This window comes from Sorangium aterium, from assembly GCF_028368935.1.
GTDB classification, from domain to species: Bacteria; Myxococcota_A; Polyangia; order Polyangiales; family Polyangiaceae; genus Sorangium; species Sorangium atrum.
Genome location: NZ_JAQNDK010000005.1, coordinates 174,753 through 195,965 on the forward strand (window position 1 = coordinate 174,753; position 21,213 = coordinate 195,965).

Sequence of the window (21,213 nt, forward strand, 5' to 3'; positions counted from 1 at the left end):
CGCGCTCCGGCGGCGCCGGATGGAGTTAGAGTCCCGAGTCCCAATGGCTGTCGCGCTTCTCTCGATCGGGACCGAGCTCACCCGGGGCGAGATCATCAACACCAACGAGGCCTGGCTCGCTGCCGAGCTCACCGCAGCGGGCTTCACGGTCAGCGAGTCCAGCACGGTCGACGATGACGTCGATCGCATCGTCGCCGCGGTCCGCCAGCTCGCGAGCGCGCACCGGCTGGTGATCGCCACCGGCGGCCTCGGCCCCACGACGGACGACCTCACCGCGCAGGCCGCGGCGCGCGCGACGGGCGCCGACCTCGTGCGCGACGAGAGCACGCTGCTCGCCATCCGCCGCCGCGTCGAGGCCCGTGGCAAGGTGATGAACGCGGGCCACGAGAAGCAGGCCGAGGTCCCCGCCGGGTCGGAGATCCTTCCGAACTCATCCGGCACCGCGCCCGGCTTCGGCATCCACCTTGGCGAGTCGACCGTGTTCTTCCTCCCGGGTGTGCCGCGGGAGATGAAGAGCATGTTCACCGAGCAGGTGCTGCCGCGCGTGCGGCCGGCTGCTCCGAACAACACCTTCCAGGTCCGCCTTCGCACCTACGGTCTGCCCGAGGCGACGCTCGGCGAGCTCCTGAAAGGCGTGGAGGAGGCCCACCCCGGCATCACGCTCGGCTACCGCGTGCACTACCCGGAGGTCGACGTGAAGGTCCACGCCCGCGCCGCCACGCAGTCGATGGCGCACGAGCTGGCCTTGAAGGCGACGGCCGATGTCCGTGAGCGGCTCGGCACCGCCGTGTACGGGGAGGGGGGCGACGCCTTCGCGGAGATGGTCGGGCGCTCCGTGCGCGCCCGTGGCTGGCGGCTCGCCGTGTCGGAGTCGTGCACGGGCGGCTTGATCTCTCACCTCCTCACCAGTTACCCGGCGAGCGACTACCTGGTTGGCGCCGCGGTCACCTACGCGAACAGCGCCAAGACGCGGCTGCTCGGCGTCGCGGAGGACACCCTGCGCGGCCACGGCGCGGTGTCGGCCGAGGTCGCCGCCGAGATGGCGCAGGGCGTCCGCCGCCTCTGCGAGGTCGACGTCGCCATCTCCGTGACCGGCATCGCCGGCCCGACGGGCGGCACCGCGACCAAGCCGGTTGGCCTCTGCTACTGGGCTGTATCGCACCCTGGCGGCCTCGTCGTGCGAGACCGCGTGTTCTCGGGGGATCGCGAGGAGGTCCAGCTCGGCGCCGCCTACGCCGTCCTCGACCTCCTCCGCCGCATCGCCGGCAATCTCCCTGAGCGCTGACGCAGGCCGAGCGCTGACGCAGGCGCGGGCCGGCGAGCGTCAGTTCGGCGCTGCGCGCGTGAAGGTGAGCCCTCCGGCCCCGCGGTCGATCCGCACCGTGTCTCCCTGCTTGAACTCGCCGCCGAGGATCCGCTTCGCGAGCTCGTCCTCGATGCTCCGCTGGATGGCGCGCTTCAGCGGCCTCGCGCCGTACTGCGGATCCCACCCCTGCTCGATGAGGTAGCCCTTCGCCTCGGACGAGATGGTGAAAAGCAGCCCGCGTCGATCCAGGCGCTTTCGCAGCAGGTCGAGCTGGATATCGACGATCTGCTCCATCTGCTCGCGCGCCAGCCGCCGGAACACGATGAGATCGTCGAGGCGATTCAAGAACTCCGGGCGGAAGTGCTTCCGCACCTCCTCGATGACGGCCCTCCTCACGAGCTCGGCCTTCTCGTCCGCCGGCAGGTTCGCTCGCTCCTCGATCGCCGCGGCCGCCGGCGTCCCGAGGTTCGATGTCAGGATGATGATCGTGTTCTTGAAATCGACCGTGTGCCCCTGGCCGTCGGTCAGGCGACCGTCGTCGAGCACCTGGAGGAGCGTGTTCCAGATGTCCGGGTGGGCCTTCTCGATCTCGTCGAACAGCACCACGCTGTACGGCCGTCGGCGCACCGGCTCCGTGAGCTGGCCGCCCTCCTCGTAGCCGACGTACCCGGGCGGCGCGCCGATCAGGCGGGCCACCGCGTGGCGCTCCCCGTACTCGCTCATATCGAGCCGCACCATGGCCTTCTCGTCGTCGAAGAGGATCTCGGCGAGCGCGCGCGCGAGCTCGGTCTTGCCGACGCCGGTCGGCCCGAGGAACAGGAACGATCCGATCGGCCGGCGCTCGTCGCCGAGCCCGGCCCTCGAGCGCCGGATGGCGTTCGACACCGCGCGGAGCGCGTCCTCCTGCCCGACGACCCGCCGGCGCAGCTCCTCCTCGAGGCGCAGCAGCTTCTGCATCTCGCTCTCGAGCATCTTGGAGACGGGGATCCCGGTCCATTTCGAGACGACCGCGGCGATGTCCTCGTCGGTGACCTCCTCCTTCAGGTAGCTCTGCTTCGACTGCACCTGGGAGAGGGTGGCGCGGATCGACTCGAGCTGCTTCTCGATCTCCGGGATCTTGCCGTAATGGATCTCCGCGGCGCGCCCGAGGTCTCCGGCGCGCTTCAGCCGCTCCTCCTCGAGCCGGAGCTCCTCGATCTGCGGCTTGAGCCGGCGCAGCTCGGAGATGAGCTCCTTCTCGCGCATCCACTGCGCCCGCATCGCGTCGCGCTGCCCCTGGAGCTCGGCGATCTCGCGCCGCACCTCGTCGAGGCGGACCTTGCTCGCCTTGTCGCTCTCGCGCTTGAGCGCCTGCTCCTCCATCTGCAGCTTGAGCAGATCGCGCTCGACCTGATCGATCGGCGTGGGCAGGCTATCGATCTCCATACGGATCTTCGACGCCGCCTCGTCGACCAGATCGATCGCCTTGTCGGGCAAAAAGCGCTCGGTGATGTACCGGTTCGACAGGACGGCGGCCCCGACGAGCGCCGCGTCCTGGATGCGGATCCCGTGGTGGACCTCGTACTTCTCCTTGAGGCCTCGCAGGATAGCGATCGTGTCCTCGACGCTGGGCTGCGTGACGAGCACCTGCTGGAACCGCCGCTCCAGCGCCGCGTCCTTCTCGATCCGCTTGCGGTACTCGTCGAGGGTGGTCGCGCCGATGCACCGGAGCTCACCGCGCGCGAGCGCCGGCTTCAGCATGTTGGCCGCGTCCATGGCGCCCTCGGCCGCGCCGGCGCCCACCAGCGTGTGAAGCTCGTCGATGAACAGGATGATGCGGCCGTTCGAGCCCTCGATCTCCTTGAGCACGGCCTTGAGCCGATCCTCGAACTCCCCGCGGAACTTCGAGCCTGCGACCATGGCGGCGAGATCGAGCGCGGCGATGGTCTTGTCCTTGAGCGACTCCGGCACATCGCCCGCGACGATGCGCTGCGCGATGCCCTCGACGATCGCCGTCTTGCCGACGCCGGGCTCGCCGATGAGCACCGGATTGTTCTTGGTGCGCCGCGAGAGCACCTGGATGACGCGCCGGATCTCCTCGTCTCGCCCGATCACCGGATCGATCTTGCCCTGTCGAGCGAGCTTCGTGAGATCCCGTGTGTACTTCTCGAGCGCCTGGAACTTCCCCTCGGGGTCCCGGTCCGTCACGCGCTGATTGCCACGCACGGCCGCGAGCGACGAGAGGAGCTTGTCGTACGAGAGCCCCGCTCGTTCGAAGATCGATTGGATCTCCTTGTCGGCCTTGATGCCGGCGAGCAGGACGTGCTCTGTCGAGATGTACTCGTCCTTGAGCGCCTTCGCCTCGTCTTCGGCCTTTTGCAGGACCGTGAGCGCGCGCCTCGACAGGTTCGGCTCGGCGCCGCCGCTGACGCGAGGATAGGTGTCGATCTTCGCGTCGAGGAGGCGCAGCACGCCCGCCGGATCGGCGCCTGCCTTCTGCACCAGAGGCGCGCCGACGCCGCCGTCCTGGCTGACGATCGCCCGCACAAGGTGCTCGGGATAGAGCTCGGGGTTTCCCCGACGGCTGCCGAAGTCGACAGCCTCTCGTATGGCCTCTTGGGCCTTCGTCGTCATTCGCTCGATTTTCATGGCCCCTCGAAGCTAAGGCGGGTGCCCCGCCTAGCAAGGGGACGGCCAGGCAAGCGGCTTGCCAAAAACGCTGAAGGGCGCTGATGGGACGCCGAAGAGGCGCTGAAGGGATGACGAGCGAACAGGGCAGGTGAGCGATGCAGCAGCAGCGCCGTGTCAACCCCCCGGCCATGCGCATCGAGCGAGGGGCTCGACGCACGCACGCCCGGGCGCGGGGCCGAGGCGCCGCGCCCGGGCGCAGGAGCCGCGCCGGGCGCGCAGGAGCCGCGCGCCCTGGCCGTGGGGCTCAGATATCGAGGTTCTTCACGTTGAGCGCGTTCTGCTCGATGAAGTTGCGCCGCGGCTCGACCTGATCCCCCATCAGGATCGTGAAGAGCTCGTCCGTCTTCACCGCATCGTCGATGCGGACCTGGAGGAGAGTCCGAGCGTCCGGGTTCATCGTCGTTTCCCAGAGCTCGTCGGCGTTCATCTCGCCGAGGCCCTTGTAACGGCTGATCGAGATGCCCTTCTTGCCGCGCTCCTCGATGTACTCGACGAGCGACTCTCCGTTCTCCAGGGTCTCCTCGCCGCTCGAGGTGCGCGCCCGGTACGGGGGCGCGCCGATGGACCGGAGGTCCTGCTCGATCGACCAGGCTTCCTGGTACTCCGGCGAGTTCACCAGATCCCAGTCGATGACGCTCTTTCGCGCGCTCGCGCCCGGGCGCGGCACGACCTCGATCCGGCTCGTCCCGTGCTCCGTGTCCCGGGGCGTCGACAGCGTGAGCGGGAACAGGTCCGGATAGCGCTGCTTCAGGTAGGCGCGGAGCTCGTCGGCGGCCGCGGCGACCTTCTTGGTCTCGCGCAGATCGTCGCGCCCGAGCCCGCTCGACCGCAGCAGCGCCGCCACGATCCGCGCGTCACAGCGCTTGTCGATGTTGGAGAGCACGGCGCGGAACCGCTTCAGCCGCTGCGCCAGCCGGTAGAGCGGCTGGCCCGCGATGCCCGTCTGGGCGCCGCTGGCGACGATCTCGAGCCCGTCCACGGCGTTGCCCACGAGGAACTCGTCCAGGGCGCCCTGGTCCTTCAGGTACAGGTCCCGCTTGCCCTTGCGCACGCGGTAGAGCGGCGGCTGCGCGATGAACAGGTACCCCTTCTCCATGATCTCCGGCATCTGCCGGAAGAAGAAGGTCAGCAGCAGCGTGCGGATGTGGGATCCGTCGACGTCGGCGTCCGTCATCAGGATGATCTTCTGGTAGCGGAGCTTGTCGATCTCGAAGCCGCCGGCGTCGTTGATCCCACAGCCGAGCGCGGTGATCAGCGTGCCCACCTCGGCGGAGCTCAGCATCCGGTCGAGCCGCGCGCGCTCGACGTTCAGGATCTTCCCCTTCAGCGGGAGGATCGCCTGGAAGTGCCGGTCGCGCCCCATCTTGGCGCTGCCGCCGGCGCTCTCGCCCTCGACGATGTAGATCTCGCTCTTCTCCGGGTCCTTGGACTGGCAGTCGGCGAGCTTGCCCGAGAGCGAGGTCACGTCGAGCGAGCCCTTGCGGATCACCTCGCGGGCCTTGCGGGCCGCCTCGCGCGCCTTCGCGGCGACGACCGCCTTCTCGATGATCTTCTTCGCGCTCTGGGGGTTCTCTTCGAAGTACTGCCCGAGCTTGTCGCTGACGGCGGCCTCGACGATGCCCTTGACCTCGCTCGACACGAGCTTGGATTTCGTCTGCGAGTCGAACGACGGGTCCGGGTGCTTGATGCTGAGCACGCACGTCAGGCCCTCACGCGCGTCCTCGCCCTGCAGGCCCTGCTTCAGCTCCTTGAAGAGGTTGTGCGCGCTCCCGTAGTTGTTGATGGTCTTCGTGAGCGCGGCGCGGAGCCCGGTGAGGTGGGTGCCGCCGTCCTTGTTGTGGACGTTGTTCGTGTAACAGAAGATGGCTTCCGTATAGGAGCCGTTCCACTGCAGCGCGACCTCCACGCCGACCGGCGGAGCCGCGGAGCTGCCGCGGCCGTTCGCGCCGTCGCCTGTGGCGCCGGCCTCATGCTGCGACACGAAGCTGATCACGTCGTCGTGAATCGGCTCCTTGGTCTTGTTGAGGAGCGACACGAACTCGGAGATGCCCCCCTTGTACTCGTAGACTTCCGTTCTCCCGTCGGGGCGCTGGTCGTGGAGGTGGATGATGAGCCCGGCGTTCAGAAACGCGAGCTCGCGCAGGCGGCTCGCCAGGATGTCGAAGCTGAACTCGACTGTGCTGAAGACGAGCGGATCGGGCTTGAAGGTGAGCTTCGTCCCCGTCTTGTCCGTCACGCCGATCCCCTTGAGCGGCGCCTTCGGCACGCCCCGGGCGTACTCCTGAAACCAGAGCTTTCCTTCCCGCTTGATCTCGAGCTTCAGCCACTCGGAGACGGCGTTCACGGCGCTCACGCCGACGCCGTGCAAGCCCGCAGAGACCTTGTAGCTGGAGTTGTCGAACTTGCCGCCGGCGTGGAGGACGGTCATGACGACCTCTGCCGCGCTCACGCCCTTGGCGTGCATCCCGACCGGGATCCCGCGGCCGTTGTCCTCGATCGACACCGAGCCGTCGAAGTGGACGGTGACCCTGATCTCCGTGCAGGCGCCGGCGAGGTGCTCGTCGACCGCGTTGTCGATGGCTTCCCAGACCAGGTGGTGGAGCCCCGATCCGTCGTGCACATCGCCGATGTACATGCCGGGTCGCTTTCGCACCGCTTCAAGGCCTTCGAGCGCCGTGATGCTGTGGGCGTCATACGACGCCTTGGTGAGGTCGGTCGGCTGGCTCAGGGTGGGTTCCGTCATCTCGGTCCTGGTGGCGCGCCCGCCGCCTCTCACCGGGGGCGCAGAGCGGCGGAGGCCGCTCGGATTGCCGGAGTTCTTGCAGTGGAGGGGCCGGCTCGATGGCAGCTCGTCTGGTGAGACCCGGGCGCCGCGGCCGCGGCGCCGGATCGATTCCGGGGCCATGAGCGTTCACGCGCGGACCGCTCGTCGATGCCCCGTAAAGACTGCGGAAATGTAGCCGAAATCAGGGGCTCGGGCAAGCGTTTCGCCGGGTCCGGAAGCCTCGTAACACCGTATTTTCGGTGCCCATCGCGGGCGCGTCCGGAGCATCCCAACTCGCGCGCTCCGGGGCCGGGATCAACGCGTTTGACGGCGGTCGCGGCGCGGTCGGCTGACGTTCGTCGCGCGCGCCGGGCGCCGCGCGCCGCGTGCGTCCGGCAGCCCGGCGGCAGCCCGGCGCGCCCGCGACGAACGAACGTCAGCCGACCGCGCCGCCTTCGACGTGAAAATCGCGCCGCTCCGAGGAAGGTACGCCCGGCGTGACGATGAGATCGCGCCGCGTGGTCGTCAGGAATACCTGTCCGCGCGCCATTCCGAGGAACATGAACAGCGCCGCGGTCCGGTCGGGATCGAGCTCGCTCGACACGTCGTCGAGCAGGAGGATCGGTTCTACGCCCCGGACGGAAGCAATCGCAGCGGTCTCGGCTGCTTTGAGCGCGAGCGTGAGGGCCCTGTGCTGGCCCTGCGAGGCGACAACGCGGGCGGGGTGGCCGTCGAGCTCGAGCACCAGGTCGTCGCGGTGGGGACCGAAGCCCGCGCTCGGCCGGTGCGCGTCGCGGCGGCGCTGCTCGCGCAGCGCCTCGCGCGCCTGCTCGGCGGCGCCGCTGCCGCCCGGCGCGTACCGCGCGGCCAGCGTCAGGTTGGGCGCGGCGATGCGGGCGAAGGCGTTCGTGAGCTCCGGCGCCAGCGCCTGGACGGCCGCCTCGCGGGCGCGGGTCAGCGCCGCGCCGTGGAGGGCGCAGAGCGCCTCGAACGCGTCGAGCTCGGGGCTCGCCTGGGCCTGCGCTCCCCCGCCGCGGTGGAGCAGCTCGTGGCGCGCGCGGAGCGCCTGCGCGTAGCGGGCCCGGTGGTCGGCGCTCTGCGGGTCCATGAAGAGCGCCAGGCGATCGAGCAGCGTGCGCCGCGCGCTCGCGGGCCCGGTGGACAGCGCGAGCTCCTCCGCGTGGAAGGCGACGACCGGCGATCGCGTCGCGAAGCTCGCCAGGCTCGGAGGCCGGTTGCCGTCGATCCGCACGACGCACCGCTTGTGCTCCACGGCGGCGGTCTGCTCGCGCGCGAGCGGCTGCAGCGCGTCCCGTCGCTCGACGAAGCGCGCGCGCGCGCTTGCGATGGGGGCGCCGTGGCGGACCAGCTCGGCCAGCCGGTGGGTGCGGAAGCTCCTCGAGGTCGCGGCGAAGTAGATCGCCTCGAGCAGGCTCGTCTTTCCCTGCCCGTTGTTGCCCGCGATCACGTTGATGCGCGGCGCTGGCTCGACATCGACGCGACCGAGGTTCCGGAACTCGCGGATGTGGAGCCGCTCGAGGAGGAGGCTCGGGGAGCGCCCCTCGGGCTCGTCGGAGGGCGCGCTCAAATCCGCATCGGCATGATGACGGCGACGTAGCTCTGCTGGTTCGACTCGCTGCCGGGCCGGATCACGGCGGGGTCGAGCTCGCCGGAGATGCCGAGGATGACCTCCTCGTCGTCGATCGAGGCGAGCACGTCGAGGAAGTACTTCGCGTTGAAGCCGATGGTGACCTCGGGTCCGCTGTAGTCGACGGCCACCTCGTCGAAGCCGGCGCCGGTGTCGGGGCTCTCGCTGGTGATGCGGAGCGTCCCCGGCGCGATCGACAGCTTGACGCCGCCGGTGCGGTCGTTGGCGGCGAGCGCGATGGCGCGGAGGGCCTCGGCGAACGCGACGCGGGGGGCGCGGACCGAGCGCTCGGTGACGGACGGGATGACCTGCTGGTAGGGCGGGAACTGCGCGTCGACGAGCTTCACCGAGAACTGCATCCCGGCGATGTTGAAGAAGGCGTTCGGCCCGCTCTGGGTGATGGCGACCATCGGGGTCTCCTTCTCGGCGCGCGCCTCTTCGGCGAGGCGGCGGAGCTCCGTGATCGCCTTGAGCGGGATGAGCATGGTGGCCGTCGCGGAGCTGCCCGACACGGTCGCCTCCATCTTGGAGAGCCGATGGCCGTCGGTGGTCACCATCCTGACGCGATCGCCGGCCCACTCGAACAGGGCGCTGTTCACGTGGGCGCGGGTCTCGTCGGTCGAGATCGAGAAGTGGGTCCGGGTGATCAGGAGCGCGAGCTGCTCGACGGGGAGCTCCAGCGAGGGCGCGTCCTGCGCCGGGGCAGGCAGCTGCGGGAACTCCGAGCCGGGGAGCCCGGGGAGCGTGTAGCGCCGGGGCGATCCCACGGCCTTGAGCGACGTGTGCGCGCCCTCGGTGGTGGTGATCTGGATCGGGCCATCGGGCATGGCCTTCACGCGCTCCAGCAGGTCCCTGGCGGGGACCGCGACGGTGCCGCCGGTCTTGATGTCCGCGTGGGTCTGGCCGGTGACGCCGAGGTACAGGTCGGTCGCGGCGACGCGGACCGCGTTGCCCTCGGCGGCCAGCAGGACGTTGGCGAGCGCGGGCATGGCGCTCTTCTTGTCCGCCACGCCTTGGCAGCGCGCGACGAGGCGAAGCAGATCTTTCTTGGGGATCACAAGGTCCATAGCCGACTCCGGAGCCGCTCCCTTTAGCAGGGTTATCGCCCGGGGGTGCGCCGGAAATGAGCGCTCGCGTGACCTTGCGCAACGCCTCTTTCTTCCATGAAATAGATAGATAAAGACATCGTCTTCGTCGTAGGCGCTGTGGAGGGCGGGGATAACTCAGAATGCGCAACGAATCCAATGAGTTAGAAGCGGACGCCCTGGGGTAAATGGACCGTCCTCAGGGGTAGGTGGACAGGGGAGAGCTGGCGGATGGCCGATCTCCCCCGTTTTGCCCCCAGGGTTGCCGGCGGGGTTATCCCCAAGGATCCCCCAGGGGGCGTGCGGGGTGATGTGGAACCGAGCGCTGCCCACGTGCTCTGCCCGATGCGCTGTGCAGTTCCGAGCGGCACCTGGATGGAGTATTTCAAATTGTACGGACTTGAGTTCGGTGCGGTGTATCCACTGCGGTAGCCACCACGATCTCGCGGTGGTCGTGTGTCCGGCGACCGGGCTGGTCGTCGCTCCGAGCGATGCGCCGCCCTCGCGCCCGGGCCCTCGCGCTGGCGTGGCTCCGTTGCAGCCGATTCCTCGGCCAGCAGCGCGTCCTCCGTCGAGGGTGGCGCCGCCGTTGCTGAGGTGGCCGGCGGGCGTGCAACCGAGCTCATCGGTGCGTGGCGCGCTGGCGCCGGGTCCAGAGCAGCGGGCGATCGCGCCGCGCGCTTCGTCGTCTCCCGCGGCGGGCTCGCGGACGCCGGCGTGGCCGAGGAACCCCGGCGTGAGCCCGACCTCTTCCGGGCGCTCGCTGCTCGGCCACGTGATCGGCGACAAGTACGCGGTCACCGCCATCATCGGGGAGGGGGGGATGGGCGCTGTGTACGAGGCGGAGCACCTCCAGATCGGGCGGCTGGTCGCCGTCAAGGTGATGCATCCGCGGGAGACCCAGAAGCGCGAGGCCATCTCGAGGCTGGAGCACGAGGCTCGTGTCGCCGGACGGATCGGTCATCCCAACATCTGTGAAGTGTACGACATGGGGTGGCTCCCTGACGGCAGCCCCTACCTCGTGATGGAGCGCCTCCATGGGGAGACGCTGGCGCAGCGGATCGAGCGCTGCGGTGTCGTTCCGCCGAACGAGCTCGTCGACATCATGCTTCAGGTGCTCTCGGCGCTGGTCACGGCGCATGATCGGGGGGTCGTCCACCGTGATCTGAAGCCAGAGAACATCTTCCTCTCGGAGCGCGCCGGCATGTTGCCGGTGGCCAAGCTGCTCGATTTCGGCATCTCCCAGGCCCCAGGCGTGGATGGGGTGATGATGGATCTGACCCGCACCGGCATGGTGATGGGCACGCCGTATTACATGGCGCCCGAACAGGCACGGGGCGACGCGGAGCTTGACCGCCGGCTCGATCTGTGGGCTGCGGGCGTGATCCTGTACGAGGCGCTGACAGGCCAGCGCCCGTTCGTGGCCCGCAACTACAACGCATTGCTCGTCCAGATCCTCACGCTGTGGCACCGGCCGATGACGGAGCTCGATCCGACGATTCCGCCCGGCCTCTCTCGCCTCGTGGATCGCGCCCTGGCGAAGGCGCGGGATGAACGATTCCAGAGCGCGCGGGAGTTCCTGGAAGCGCTGCGGCGGTTCAAGAACCAGGTGCCGGTGTCACAGAAGCGCCAGGTGGCGGAGCGCGTCGCCGTTCGTGATGTCGTCGGCGAACAGTCCGACGACGGCACGATGATGTTCGCTCGGCTCGGAGAGGGTGAGCAGGGGAGTGACCCTGGCAGGGTCGTCGTGGCGGGCGATCGCGGCGTGGAGGCAGCGGCGAGGAAGGAACCGCAGACGGCGGACTGCAGCACAGGGCTGCAGGTCCCTCATGGCGCGCGGTCGCTGCGGTCGTCCGATGGCAGCGCTGTGCGCAGGCCGAGCGAGCCGGTCGCGGAGACGGGTGACGGGCAGTCTCGGGAAGATGAGTCGGAAGATCGACCGACGATTCCGTCGTTGAGCCCGCTCGAAGCGGAAGCGGAGCTCTCCGACGATTCCGAGGCGACTGTCGTTGATCCGCCAGCGTTCCCGGAGGACATCACCACGGTCGTTCAGGGCGAAGGTCGCGCTCGAGGCGGCGACAAGAGCTGACGGGAACGCGAGCGCAGGAGCGAGGTGAGCGCTGTGAGGACGATCGAGCGCGTGGTGGCCCGTGGCGTCGTGAAGACCTACGGAGCGACGGCGGCGTTGCGCGGAGTGAACGCGACGATCGAGGCAGGGCGATTGACGCTCATCGAGGGGGCGAACGGGTCCGGCAAATCGACGCTGCTCGGGATCCTCGGGACCGTGATCCGTCCCACGTCGGGCGCTGTGAGCTACGAGCCGCTCGGCGACGATGCCGGGATGGCTCGCGGCACCATCGGCTGGCTGTCCCACGAGTCGCTGGCGTACCCGGACCTCTCCGGTCGGCAGAACGTCGAGCTGGCGGCCGGCTTCCACGGGCTCGACGCGCACGAAGCGTGGCGTCATGCCGAGGAGCGCTTCGAGCTCGGGAGCTTTGCGCTAAGGCCGCTCCGCACGTGTTCGCGCGGCCAGCGGCAACGAATCGCGCTCGCGCGAGCGCTGGTGCACCACCCGTCGCTGGTGCTGCTGGATGAGCCGACCACGGGTCTTGACCGCGGCGGCGTCGCGCGACTCCTCACGGTCGTGGAGGCGGAGGTCGAGCGAGGGGCCGCGGTGGTCGTGGTGTCCCACGAGCCGGAGGTCTTCCGAGAGCGGGCGGCTGCCCGTCTGGTGCTGGAGCGGGGTCGCGTCGTCACCGACGCTCCCTGACGACGCGCACCGATCTTTCGGAAGTCCCGCGAACCCACCGAGCGTGTTCTCGGACCGGAGCTCAGGACCAGGTACTCGGGTCCGGTAGCCCGGCTTGATTTCTCACGACGTCGAGGCTGGCCACCCCTCGAACGTGACGATGTCTCGTTAGGACATTGCGAGGCGTGCCAGGGCGACCTGCGCCGCGGCGAGTGAAGCCGGTGCGGTTGGAGCCGCGCGCGGCATCACCACCGCGCCGGAAGCGATGCCGAGCGCGGCAAGCTCCCCCGCGTTTGTGCCAGTCGATGCGTCGGGCGCTGCCGGCGGGTTCAGCACGATCACGGCTGGCGGAAGACCAGGAGCGAGCGCACGGAGGGCGAGCGTGCAGCAAGCGACCTCGTGAAGGATGCCTAGCCGGTCGAGGCCGACCAGCACGACGGCATCGGGGGAGAGTGCGCGCACGAGGTCTGCGTTCGTCAGTCCTGGTCCGAGCGGGGAGAGGAGCGCGCCGGCGCTCTCCACGATGGCAAGGGGAGCTGGCTGCCTGTCGACCCACGCGCCGGCGACCTCCAGCGAGATGGCGCGTCCGCAACGGCGCGCTGCCAGGTGAGGGGAGAGCGGCTCGGCGAAGCGGTAGGGTGCTGGCTCGGGTTGGACCGAGCTGACGAGCGCCAGGTGTTCGGCGTCGGTCGTCGAGGTGCCGTCGACGCCCGACTCGATGGGCTTCAAGCCGCAGACCTTGTTGCCGCGAGCTGCCAGCGCTGCGACCAGCGCGACCGACACGTGTGTCTTGCCCACCCCGGTCCCGGTTCCGACCACCGCGACCCGGATCCGTCCTGTTTCACGTGAAACAGGATGCCCCCTCATCGTATCGCCTCCCGGAACCCTGCGAGGGCACGCTCGACGTCCGACTCGGAGAGCGACGCGTTCGCCACGATACGGAGCCGCGACGTGCCCGCCGGCACCGTCGGCGGCCGGATCGCCTGGACGAGGACGCCCTCGCTCGCGAGGCGTCGAGACATCTCCACCGCGGCCCCCGTCGACTTCAGAATCCACGGGAGGATCGGGCCCGAGGAGGCAGGAAGCAGCTCGGCCCCCAGCGCCTGCAGACCGGAGCGAAGCCGGCGGGTGAGCAGCGCCAGGCGCGCCCGAGCCGGGTCGTCCGCGGCGGCGCGGCGGACCCGCTCCGCTGCAGCGAGCGCCACCACCGGGCTGATGCCTGTCGAGTAAACGAAGCTCCTGGCACGGTTCCACAGGTAAGTTCGCAACGTCGAGGAGCCCGCCACGAAGGCGCCGTGGAGTCCGAGCGACTTGCCGAGCGTGCCGATGAGCACGTCGGGGCGAACCCCGACCTCGGCGCAGAGGCCAGCGCCGCGCGGTCCGAAGACACCCAGGGCGTGCGCCTCGTCCACGATCAACGCGGCATCGTGGCGATCGCAGAGCTCACGCAGGCGGCGGAGGTCGGGGGTGTCGCCATCCATGCTGAAGAGCGATTCGGTCACCACCCACCGGCGGCGGGCGCCCCTGGCCCGCACGAGAGCGCTCTCGACCGCCTCCACGTCGACATGGCCCACGACCTCGACCGTCGCTCCCGAGAGACGGCATCCGTCGATGAGCGACGCGTGGTTCAGCGCGTCCGACACGACGACATCCCCCGGCCTGGCCAGCGCGGCGACGGTGCCGACGTTGGCCGCATACCCTGAGGAGAACAGCAGCGCCGCCTCCACGCTCAACCAGGCGGCGATCTCCCTCTCGGCCATCAGATGGGCCTCGTGGGTCCCGCTCACCAGGCGGGACGCCCCCGCACCGCTCGCGGTTCCGACCTCGGAAGGCAAGGCGAGCCCGGCGTAGCCGAGGTAGTCGTTGGAGCACAGGACCAGCATTCGCGCTGGAGCCGGGGCCGCTGGAGGCGTGCGCAGTAGGCCGGCACGCTCCATCTCGGAGAGCTCGTCCTGGAGATGGCGAAGGGCGTTCACGCCTCCAGGCGCGGGGTTGAGGGCCTGGAAAGCTTCATCCATGGGTGCGGGCATGCCATCTCCAGTCAGTGGCAGGGGCCGATCGGCAGGACCGCCCCGCCATGTATGGGCACTCCAGCTCAGCGCGTGCTGTCGTTCGCTCCGCTGGACGAGGGCGACTCCGGACCGGCGCCGAGGACCGCGTCGACCCGCTGCAGGATACGGCCAAATGCGTCCCGCGCGCGCCCTGCGATCGCCGACGCCCGGGTCCGCTCCTGCTCGAGATCGTGCGCGAGCGCGATGGCGGCGAGCAACATGGCCTGGGGGGTCACGGCACGGCCGGCGGGCACAACGGTAGCGAGCTTCTGATCGACGACCGCGGCGAGCCGCTGGAGCTCCTCGTCGCTCGCGGACGTCACCACGCGGTAGGTCTGACCTCCTACCCGTAGCTGCACTGTGCGGCGCGCCATTGCCCCCGGACGCTACCATGAACGCCAGCGGGCGCGCAGGGCGGGCTGCGCGGTGCGAACGGAGCGACTCACCCGCGACGGATGCGACGGACGGGACACACGCGACGCACCAAAAACGAACTCAGGCCATCCTCACGCAGGGCGCAGGCTCTGCGCCGCAGAATTCAGGCGCGCTCCCCGCCAGCGCCCTGTAGCATGGCTCCATCATGGCCACCGCGGGCCGCCCAGCTGCCTTGGTTGCCGCGCTCCTCGGAGCCCTTCTCCTCCACGGCACAGCCCGCGCCGAGCCCCAGGCGAGCGCCGGCGTCACCGTCGGCCTCGCCGGCGTTGGCCTCGATCGGCAGCTGTGGGACTCCACGGTCTTCCACGTCGGACTGCGCGGAGATGTCCTGTTCGGTCGCGCTGCCAACGCCGACTTCGGCGTCGGTCCCTACGCCGAGGTGCTCACCCACGCGTTCGATGAGATCCAGACCGGCGCTGGGGTCTCCGTGCTCGCGCCCATCCACGACACGTTCCCCCTGGTCCTGTCCACCGGCGCCTACGGCCGGTGGAGCGGCGACGCCCGTGGCGTGGAGCCAGGGATCGCCGCCGCCATCTTCTGGGGCGGACGCAGCTACAACTTCCACTCGCGCTACGGGATGAGCACAGGGCTGCTCGCCCAGGTGCGGTTCGGGCTCGGCGGCTCGAAGGAGACCGCCGTCGTCCTCGCGGCGCAGCTCGATCTCGCGCTGCTCGCCCTCCCGTTCGTCTACCTCTTCGAGGCTGCGAAAGGGCCGTCACCCGAGGCAGCCCCGGTGCGCCGCGCCAAACCGGCGCCCTGAAGGCGCCTCGATCCGGCGCCTGCTGGGGAGCGCCTCTACAGGCCGAAGCTTGCGATGTGATCGGCGCAGGGCTGACCGAGGTCGCGACAGTCCTGAGGACCCCGGGCGCCAGGGCAGGCACCCTCGAGCTCCTTGGCGTCCTCGCACTCCTCGTTCGCGGAGCTGGAGCAGCAGTCCGGCGGCGACGTGTCGACGCATCGGCTGCAGGCGAAGCAGACCCTGACGGGGTAGGTCCACTCCTTGGTCTCGACCTCCTGGCCACCCAGCGTCCTGCCGCGCAACACCACCGTCGCCCACACCTGGATGTCGCGCCGGAGCTGCGCGGCCTGCACGCGCAAGGTGTCCATCGTGGCGCCGTCGATCAGGAGGACCTCGGTGCAGTTGTAGCCGGGGTCGCCGGACGTGCTCGGGTCGACCGCGCCGGTGATCGGAACGACGTATCCCGGCGTCACGTCGTTGCCCTCGATGTCGGCGACGCGGACCTCGGCCTCGTAGAGCTGGACGCGGGACGTCTCCGTGCGGAGGACGTCCGGGTCGCCGCGCTCTACGATCTGGTTGCCCACCAGGAGCATCGCGCTGTGGCTGCCCGCATAGGCCGAGTCCACCGCGTCCTCGGTCCAGAACGGTTCGCTGGGACCGCAGCTCACGGTGCAGTCTCCCGTCTCTGCCATCCGCATGCGGATGAACAGGCTGCTCTCGTTGTCGGCGCACGCAGGCCCGAGCAGGCCACCCGACGTCGCGAGCAGCGCGAGCGCGCACAACCTCCTCGCGAGGCTGGGCGTTGCGTTCACGGACCCTTCTCCTTCATCAGTCATGTCCAACGCCTCCACCGCGGAAATGAACATCAGCAGCGAACAATGAGAGCCGCCGATGCAAGTCGACCTGCCGGATCGTACTGCGCGAGCCGACCCACGGCCGGGGCGAAAAGAGTAGCGGGTCAGGCCGCCGACCGGCAAATTCGCGATGGCCGTCGCCGCCCGAAGAGCGACATCACCCCGCCTCGCGGGAACCACGCGTGAGCTCCAGATACGCTACGATGCCGCCGGCCAGATGAGCAAACCCGAGGAGAGCGGCGCCGTCGGCGAGTGGAGTCGCCTCGCGATCACCGAGCGCGCCGAAGGCGTCCGCATCTCGGTCCAGGTGCGTCCGAAGTCGTCGCGCTCGGCCATCGTCGGGGTGCGCGAGGGCGCGCTCGACGTGTCGTTGACCGCGCCGCCCGTGGATGGCGCCGCCAACGCGGAGCTCGTCAAGCTGCTCTCGCGCGCGCTCGACGTGCGCCAGAGCGATGTCCAGATCGCCCTCGGCGCGAGCGGCAGGAGCAAGGTCGTCGCCGTCCGCGGGCTCAAGGAAGCCGAGGCGCGAAAGCGGCTCGCCGGGGCGAAGCGATGAAGGAAAACGTCGTCCGGTTCGAGAAGTGGGAAGGTCTTGGCAACGACTTCATCCTGGTCGAGGCGGTCCCGATGACCGCCGAGGCGGCGCGGCGCCTCTGCGACAGGCGGTTCGGCATCGGCGCCGACGGCGTGCTCGTGATCGATCGCGAGCAGCCGCGCATGCAGGTCTGGAACGCCGACGGGAGCCGCCCCGAGATGTGCGGCAACGGGATCCGCTGCGTCGCGGCTTATCTCGTCTCCCGCGGCACCCCTCAGAAGGCGCTCACCATCGCGACCGACGCCGGCGACAAGCGGTGCGAGGTCACACGGGCGGGCGATCGCTTCGACGTGCTCGTCGGCATGGGCCGGGCCCGCATGGGCGAGACGCTCGTCGTCACGGCGCTCGGCGCGGAGCACCGGTTCGCCACCGTCGACGTCGGCAACCCGCACGCGGTGACGTTCGATCCCTACACGGAGGACGCGATCGATGAGCTCGGGCCGATCGTCGCGACCACGCCCGCCGAAGGCGTCAACGTCGAGTTTTGCCGCGTTCGACCTGCCGAGCACGGCGAGGCAGCGCGCATCGACGTGACCGTCTGGGAGCGCGGCGTGGGCCGCACGCTCGCGTGCGGCACGGGCGCCTGCGCCGCAGCGGCCGCGGCGTGCGCGCAGGGCCGCGCGCCGTACGGAGCACCGCTCCGCCTGGCGCTGCCGGGCGGCTCGCTGCGTATCACCGTCGCGCCCGGATCCCTGGAGCTGCTCATGCAAGGCCCGGCGCGCCGGGCGTTCTCGGGCGAGGTGGTGATCGCGTGACCGCCTCGCTCGAGGGGGTCTGGAGTCCTGGCCGGGCGCCGGCCCACGAGTTCTCGCTCAAGGTGCTCGCCGTCATCGCCGACGAGGCGACGCGCACGCTGTTCTCGCGCGTCATCACGTCCGATGAGCTGCTGCTCGCCGGCGATCTCGCCGAGGGGATCGTCCTTGCCGAGACCGCCGCGCCCGACATCGCCTTCATCGACGTCGGGCTCGGGGACGGGGCCGGCCTCGCCATGGTCCACCACCTGAAGGCCCTCGCGTCCGAGGCCACCGTCTTCGCGCTGGCGACGAGGGCGGAGCTCGAGGCGGGCGCCCATGCGGTCGCGCTCGGCGGCGCCGGGCTCTTCCTGCTGCCCCTCGGCGGGGACGAGGTGCTGAACGCGGTCGGCTCGGTGCGCCTGCGCTTCGCCGAGCGGGCTCTCCGGATGCAGCTCGAGCAGGAATCCGCGCGCAGCGCGCGCGCGGCCGGGTGGATCGCCCGCTTGGCCGAGCTCGCCGACGCGCGCGACCGCACGGCGGCGGCCCAGCAGCTCGCCGAGGTGTTCGTCGAGGCGACGGGCGCGGCGGCAGCCGCCGTGTACCTGACCGCCGGAGAGCGCTCCAGCGAGCTGGTCCGCTCCGCGGCGATGGGGCCGCTCGAGCGCGCGCCCGCCTACGGGACCGAGACCGACATCCTCGATTTCGCCCGGCGCGAGCAGCTCATCGTCGTCCCGCTGGCTCTCCGCAAGCTCGCCGCAGGGCACCTCCTTCTCCAGAAGGAGCCTGGCCGCAGCTCCGCGTTCCCTTCGGTCAGGCGCCCGGACAGCGCCGCCTCGACCCCGCGGCGCGCCCCCCTCCTCGACGGCCTGGTCAAGCTCCTCGCCACGCAGGCGACGACGGCGCTCGCCCTCCTCGGCGAACGCGAGCGCTCGACGGGCGGCGCAGCGATGAAGGATCCGGCGTCGAGCGCTTACTCGTTCGCCTACTACGTCGATGTCGCCGGCCGGGAGATCGACAAGGCCAGGCGGTACGGCCGCCGGTTCACGATCGCGACCATCGTGATCGAGCCTGACGCGGCAGCCGCACCGGAGCGCCCAGGCGACCTCGCCTTCTGGAGGATCACGCCGGCGCCCCCTGCCAACACGCACAACCCGGGTCAGGTTGTCGAGCACCTGCTCCGCGCCGTGCGCGACACCGACATCCTGGCCCGCGTCGATGAGAACGAGTTCCACCTGCTGATGCCGGAGACGGCCGCCCTGGAGGCTCACGCCTGCCATCGACGGATGCTCTCCAACGTCGCCGAGAGCGAGAAGCGGGCCGGGTACCTTCCGAAGGGGCTGCTCGTCGGCGTCGCCACGTTCCCCCATGACGGCCAGAGCCTCGCTCAGCTGCTCCGCATCGCCCGGCGGCGGGCCGACGCCACCAAGTCCTCGATCGTCCATCGCATCCCTCAGGATCGGCGGAGCATGGGCGAGATCATCAACCTCCTCTTCCGGGAGTCCCCCGCGCCCGGTGGAGCTTCCGCGATCTCGGCGCCCCGCGCGCTCGATCTGTCGGTGTCCGATACGATCCTGCTCGCGACGTCGGTCGTCAGGAACGCGCTCCGCGGGGGCGCGGTGTTCGTGCTGGTCGCTCACCACGACGGGCTGAGCCTGGGAGCGCAGGTCAAGGCGCTGCTGGCCTCGCCGCGCGACGACGTGGTGGTGCACACCGTCGATCTCCGCTCCTCGCCTGGGTGCGACGACATCGAGGCGCTCTGTGTCCTCGCGGAGCACGGCGCGTATGCCCTGATCGGGCGTAACCAGGGGGGCTTCGTGAAGGGTATCCACGCCGCCGATCCGCTGCTCGCGGACTTCCTCGCGGAGCGGCTTGGCCGCGCGGCCGGGTTGCGGGTCTTCGGCTGACTCGGAGGGCGCCGATCCAGTGTCTCGCAGGGTGCTGTTGGTTGATTCGGACGTGGACGCGCTCGGCGCGCTCGCGTCGGCGCTCAGGGCGCGTGGTCTCACCGTGACCAACGCGAACGGCGCGTTCGAGGCCGTGGAGCAGGCGTTCAAGCGCCGGCCCGACGTCGTGCTCGCCGCCAGGGCGCTCGACGAGGACAACGCGCTCGCGGACGCGTTCGCCGCCGTCCCCGACCTCGCCGATACCCCCATCCTCTTCCTCGTCGACGGCGCCGAGGGCGATCCGAGCTTCGACGAGGTCCTGCGCGGCGACGTCGATCACATCGTCTCGCGGATCACCGAGGCGTCGCCGCGCGGCTCCAAGCCGACGGTGCCGCAGGAGATCCGTGGCGATCTCGAGCAGGCCCCGCTCGTCGACCTGCTCCAGCTGCTCGCCATGAACCGCCGGAGCGGCACCCTCGGCATCACCACGCCGACCGGGGCAGCGGAGCTCCGGCTCTCGGCAGGGGAGGTGATCGATGCCGTCTACCGCCGCCTCGAGGGCGAGAAGGCGCTTTATCGGCTGCTCGGAGAGCGGGACGGACACTTCGCGTTCTCGCCCGGCGAACCGGCGAGCGCGCGCCGCATCATGGCGCCGACCTCGCGTCTCTTGATGGAAGCGCTCCGCCAGGTCGACGAGGTCCAGCGCCGGCGAGCCGAGCTCGCGCCGGCCGGTGAGGCCTTCCTGGTGACCGAGCCCGCGAGCGACGATCTCGACCTGTCACCGCTCCCGGACCACGAGACGTTCAGCGTCGACGCGACCTTCGGCGACAGCGCCGCGGCGGACCGAGCGAGCGCCGCACCCCTGGCGAACGCCATGAGCTCGGTGCCCGACTTCACCGCCGCGCCGATGCCGGCGAGCGACGTGAAGGGCAACCGCGTCGGGTCGATGCCGCCGCCGCCCACGCTCCGCGCGGCCGAGCCGGCCGCGTTCCGGCTCGACGCGCTCCGCACCCCGACGACGTCGCCGCCGGCGCCCCTCGGGGAGCCCGCGGAGCGCACCGCCGTGGCCGAGAAGCTGACGGCGCTGCTCCAGATGCCGCACAACCTCGACGAGCTGCTCGACGAGATCAGCGGGCCGGATCTCCTGATCCTCGAGGTCCTGATGGAGCTGACGGCCTCCGGGAAGATCCGCCGCATCTCGCTCGCCGACCTCACGACGCCGTTCGCGCCGTCGGAGCACCTTCCGGTCCTCCGGTCCCTCGTGACCCGCCTGGCCCGGCCGGGCTTCGCGCCGCCGCCTCACCTCGTCATCGCCGCGAGCACGCGCCGTATGGCGACGCTCTCTCATGCGGTCCGCCGCATCGGAGACGCCGTCGTCCCCGCCGAGCCTCCGCCGCAGGCGGCGATCCCAAGGCCGCTCGGCGTGATCCGGCTCGGCGACGCCGTCGAGCTCGCCCTGGTCGGCCTCCCCATCGAGGAGAGCTTCTCGCCGGCCTGGCCGCTCGCCCTGCACGGCGCGGCCGCGGTCGTCCGGCTCGGCGATGGCGGGGAGGACGCGCTGGCGGCGCACTGCGAAGCGCTGGAGCTCTTGCTGCTCGACGCAGAGGCCATGATGGGGCCGCTCGATCTCGCCTCACCGGGACAGATCACGCTGCTCGTCCGCGCCGCGCTCGAAGCCGCCGCGGGCGTGTGACCGGCCG

The 21,213-nt window shown here is 70.3% G+C and carries 16 protein-coding genes; 8 read left to right on the plus strand and 8 right to left on the minus strand.

Annotated elements, in window-relative coordinates:
• The first annotated feature begins 43 nt into the window (after positions 1-43).
• Positions 44-1,285: a CinA family nicotinamide mononucleotide deamidase-related protein gene (locus POL72_RS38930; protein WP_272101921.1), complete on the plus strand. Its 1,242-nt coding sequence runs from the start codon at positions 44-46 to the stop codon at positions 1,283-1,285.
• Positions 1,286-1,324: 39 nt separating this feature from the next.
• Here the strand turns inward: POL72_RS38930 and clpB are convergent, their stop codons facing one another.
• The 4 genes from clpB to dnaN all read right to left on the minus strand — a co-directional run bounded on the left by clpB (position 1,325) and on the right by dnaN (position 9,455).
• On the minus strand, positions 1,325-3,934 hold the full coding sequence (gene clpB / locus POL72_RS38935) for an ATP-dependent chaperone ClpB (RefSeq protein ID WP_272101922.1): 2,610 nt from the start codon (positions 3,932-3,934) through the stop codon (positions 1,325-1,327).
• Between the two features lie 286 nt (positions 3,935-4,220).
• Positions 4,221-6,719 (minus strand): DNA topoisomerase (ATP-hydrolyzing) subunit B, encoded by a 2,499-nt coding sequence (gene gyrB / locus POL72_RS38940; RefSeq protein ID WP_272101923.1) that lies wholly within the window; start codon positions 6,717-6,719, stop codon positions 4,221-4,223.
• Between the two features lie 457 nt (positions 6,720-7,176).
• A complete protein-coding gene (recF, locus tag POL72_RS38945) occupies positions 7,177-8,328 on the minus strand; it encodes a DNA replication/repair protein RecF (RefSeq protein WP_272101924.1) in 1,152 nt (383 codons plus the stop codon).
• Positions 8,325-9,455: a DNA polymerase III subunit beta gene (gene dnaN, locus POL72_RS38950; protein WP_272101925.1), complete on the minus strand. Its 1,131-nt coding sequence runs from the start codon at positions 9,453-9,455 to the stop codon at positions 8,325-8,327. Before dnaN ends, recF begins: the two co-directional genes overlap by 4 nt.
• Positions 9,456-10,209: 754 nt before the next feature.
• On the opposite strand from dnaN, the gene POL72_RS38955 reads away from it, so the two are divergent.
• On the plus strand, positions 10,210-11,562 hold the full coding sequence (locus tag POL72_RS38955; protein ID WP_272101926.1) for a serine/threonine-protein kinase: 1,353 nt from the start codon (positions 10,210-10,212) through the stop codon (positions 11,560-11,562).
• A 24-nt stretch (positions 11,563-11,586) separates the two neighbouring features.
• Positions 11,587-12,243: an ABC transporter ATP-binding protein gene (locus POL72_RS38960; RefSeq protein WP_272101927.1), complete on the plus strand. Its 657-nt coding sequence runs from the start codon at positions 11,587-11,589 to the stop codon at positions 12,241-12,243.
• A gap of 147 nt (positions 12,244-12,390) precedes the next feature.
• Here POL72_RS38960 and bioD read toward each other — a convergent pair whose 3' ends face one another.
• The 3 genes from bioD to POL72_RS38975 all read right to left on the minus strand — a co-directional run bounded on the left by bioD (position 12,391) and on the right by POL72_RS38975 (position 14,632).
• Positions 12,391-13,041, minus strand: coding sequence for an ATP-dependent dethiobiotin synthetase BioD (gene bioD, locus POL72_RS38965; protein ID WP_272101928.1), 651 nt, complete (start codon positions 13,039-13,041; stop codon positions 12,391-12,393).
• A 44-nt stretch (positions 13,042-13,085) separates the two neighbouring features.
• The gene (locus POL72_RS38970) at positions 13,086-14,252 is read right to left on the minus strand and encodes an aminotransferase class I/II-fold pyridoxal phosphate-dependent enzyme (RefSeq protein WP_272101929.1); all 1,167 of its coding nucleotides are present in this window, start codon (positions 14,250-14,252) and stop codon (positions 13,086-13,088) included.
• A 65-nt stretch (positions 14,253-14,317) separates the two neighbouring features.
• Positions 14,318-14,632 carry a cell division protein ZapA gene (locus POL72_RS38975; protein ID WP_272101930.1) on the minus strand — a complete coding sequence of 105 codons (315 nt, stop codon included), beginning with the start codon at positions 14,630-14,632 and terminating at the stop codon, positions 14,318-14,320.
• Positions 14,633-14,853: 221 nt separating this feature from the next.
• Here POL72_RS38975 and POL72_RS38980 point away from each other — a divergent pair, with 221 nt between their 5' ends.
• Positions 14,854-15,468 carry a hypothetical protein gene (locus POL72_RS38980; RefSeq protein ID WP_272101931.1) on the plus strand — a complete coding sequence of 205 codons (615 nt, stop codon included), beginning with the start codon at positions 14,854-14,856 and terminating at the stop codon, positions 15,466-15,468.
• Positions 15,469-15,503: 35 nt separating this feature from the next.
• Here POL72_RS38980 and POL72_RS38985 read toward each other — a convergent pair whose 3' ends face one another.
• The gene (locus POL72_RS38985) at positions 15,504-16,259 is read right to left on the minus strand and encodes a hypothetical protein (protein ID WP_272101932.1); all 756 of its coding nucleotides are present in this window, start codon (positions 16,257-16,259) and stop codon (positions 15,504-15,506) included.
• A 259-nt stretch (positions 16,260-16,518) separates the two neighbouring features.
• On the opposite strand from POL72_RS38985, the gene POL72_RS38990 reads away from it, so the two are divergent.
• Genes POL72_RS38990 through POL72_RS39005 form a run of 4 tightly spaced genes read left to right on the plus strand, consistent with a single transcriptional unit; the run spans position 16,519 to position 21,206 of the window.
• A complete protein-coding gene (locus tag POL72_RS38990) occupies positions 16,519-16,857 on the plus strand; it encodes a DUF167 domain-containing protein (RefSeq protein WP_272101933.1) in 339 nt (112 codons plus the stop codon).
• Positions 16,854-17,651, plus strand: a complete 798-nt coding sequence (gene dapF, locus POL72_RS38995) for a diaminopimelate epimerase (protein WP_272101934.1) — start codon at positions 16,854-16,856, stop codon at positions 17,649-17,651. Before POL72_RS38990 ends, dapF begins: the two co-directional genes overlap by 4 nt.
• Positions 17,648-19,534 carry a diguanylate cyclase domain-containing protein gene (locus POL72_RS51420; RefSeq protein WP_272101935.1) on the plus strand — a complete coding sequence of 629 codons (1,887 nt, stop codon included), beginning with the start codon at positions 17,648-17,650 and terminating at the stop codon, positions 19,532-19,534. Before dapF ends, POL72_RS51420 begins: the two co-directional genes overlap by 4 nt.
• 31 nt (positions 19,535-19,565) lie before the next feature.
• A complete protein-coding gene (locus POL72_RS39005; protein WP_272101936.1) occupies positions 19,566-21,206 on the plus strand; it encodes a DUF4388 domain-containing protein in 1,641 nt (546 codons plus the stop codon).
• The last annotated feature ends 7 nt before the right edge of the window (positions 21,207-21,213 follow it).

Coding starts and splice junctions, on each gene's coding strand:
- POL72_RS38930 (WP_272101921.1), top strand. CDS start 44: ATGGCTGTCGCGCTTCTCTCGATCGGGACCGAGCTCACCCGGGGCGAG.
- clpB (WP_272101922.1), bottom strand. CDS start 3,934: ATGAAAATCGAGCGAATGACGACGAAGGCCCAAGAGGCCATACGAGAG.
- gyrB (WP_272101923.1), bottom strand. CDS start 6,719: ATGACGGAACCCACCCTGAGCCAGCCGACCGACCTCACCAAGGCGTCG.
- dnaN (WP_272101925.1), bottom strand. CDS start 9,455: ATGGACCTTGTGATCCCCAAGAAAGATCTGCTTCGCCTCGTCGCGCGC.
- POL72_RS38970 (WP_272101929.1), bottom strand. CDS start 14,252: ATGCCCGCACCCATGGATGAAGCTTTCCAGGCCCTCAACCCCGCGCCT.
- POL72_RS38980 (WP_272101931.1), top strand. CDS start 14,854: ATGGCCACCGCGGGCCGCCCAGCTGCCTTGGTTGCCGCGCTCCTCGGA.
- POL72_RS38990 (WP_272101933.1), top strand. CDS start 16,519: ATGAGCAAACCCGAGGAGAGCGGCGCCGTCGGCGAGTGGAGTCGCCTC.
- dapF (WP_272101934.1), top strand. CDS start 16,854: ATGAAGGAAAACGTCGTCCGGTTCGAGAAGTGGGAAGGTCTTGGCAAC.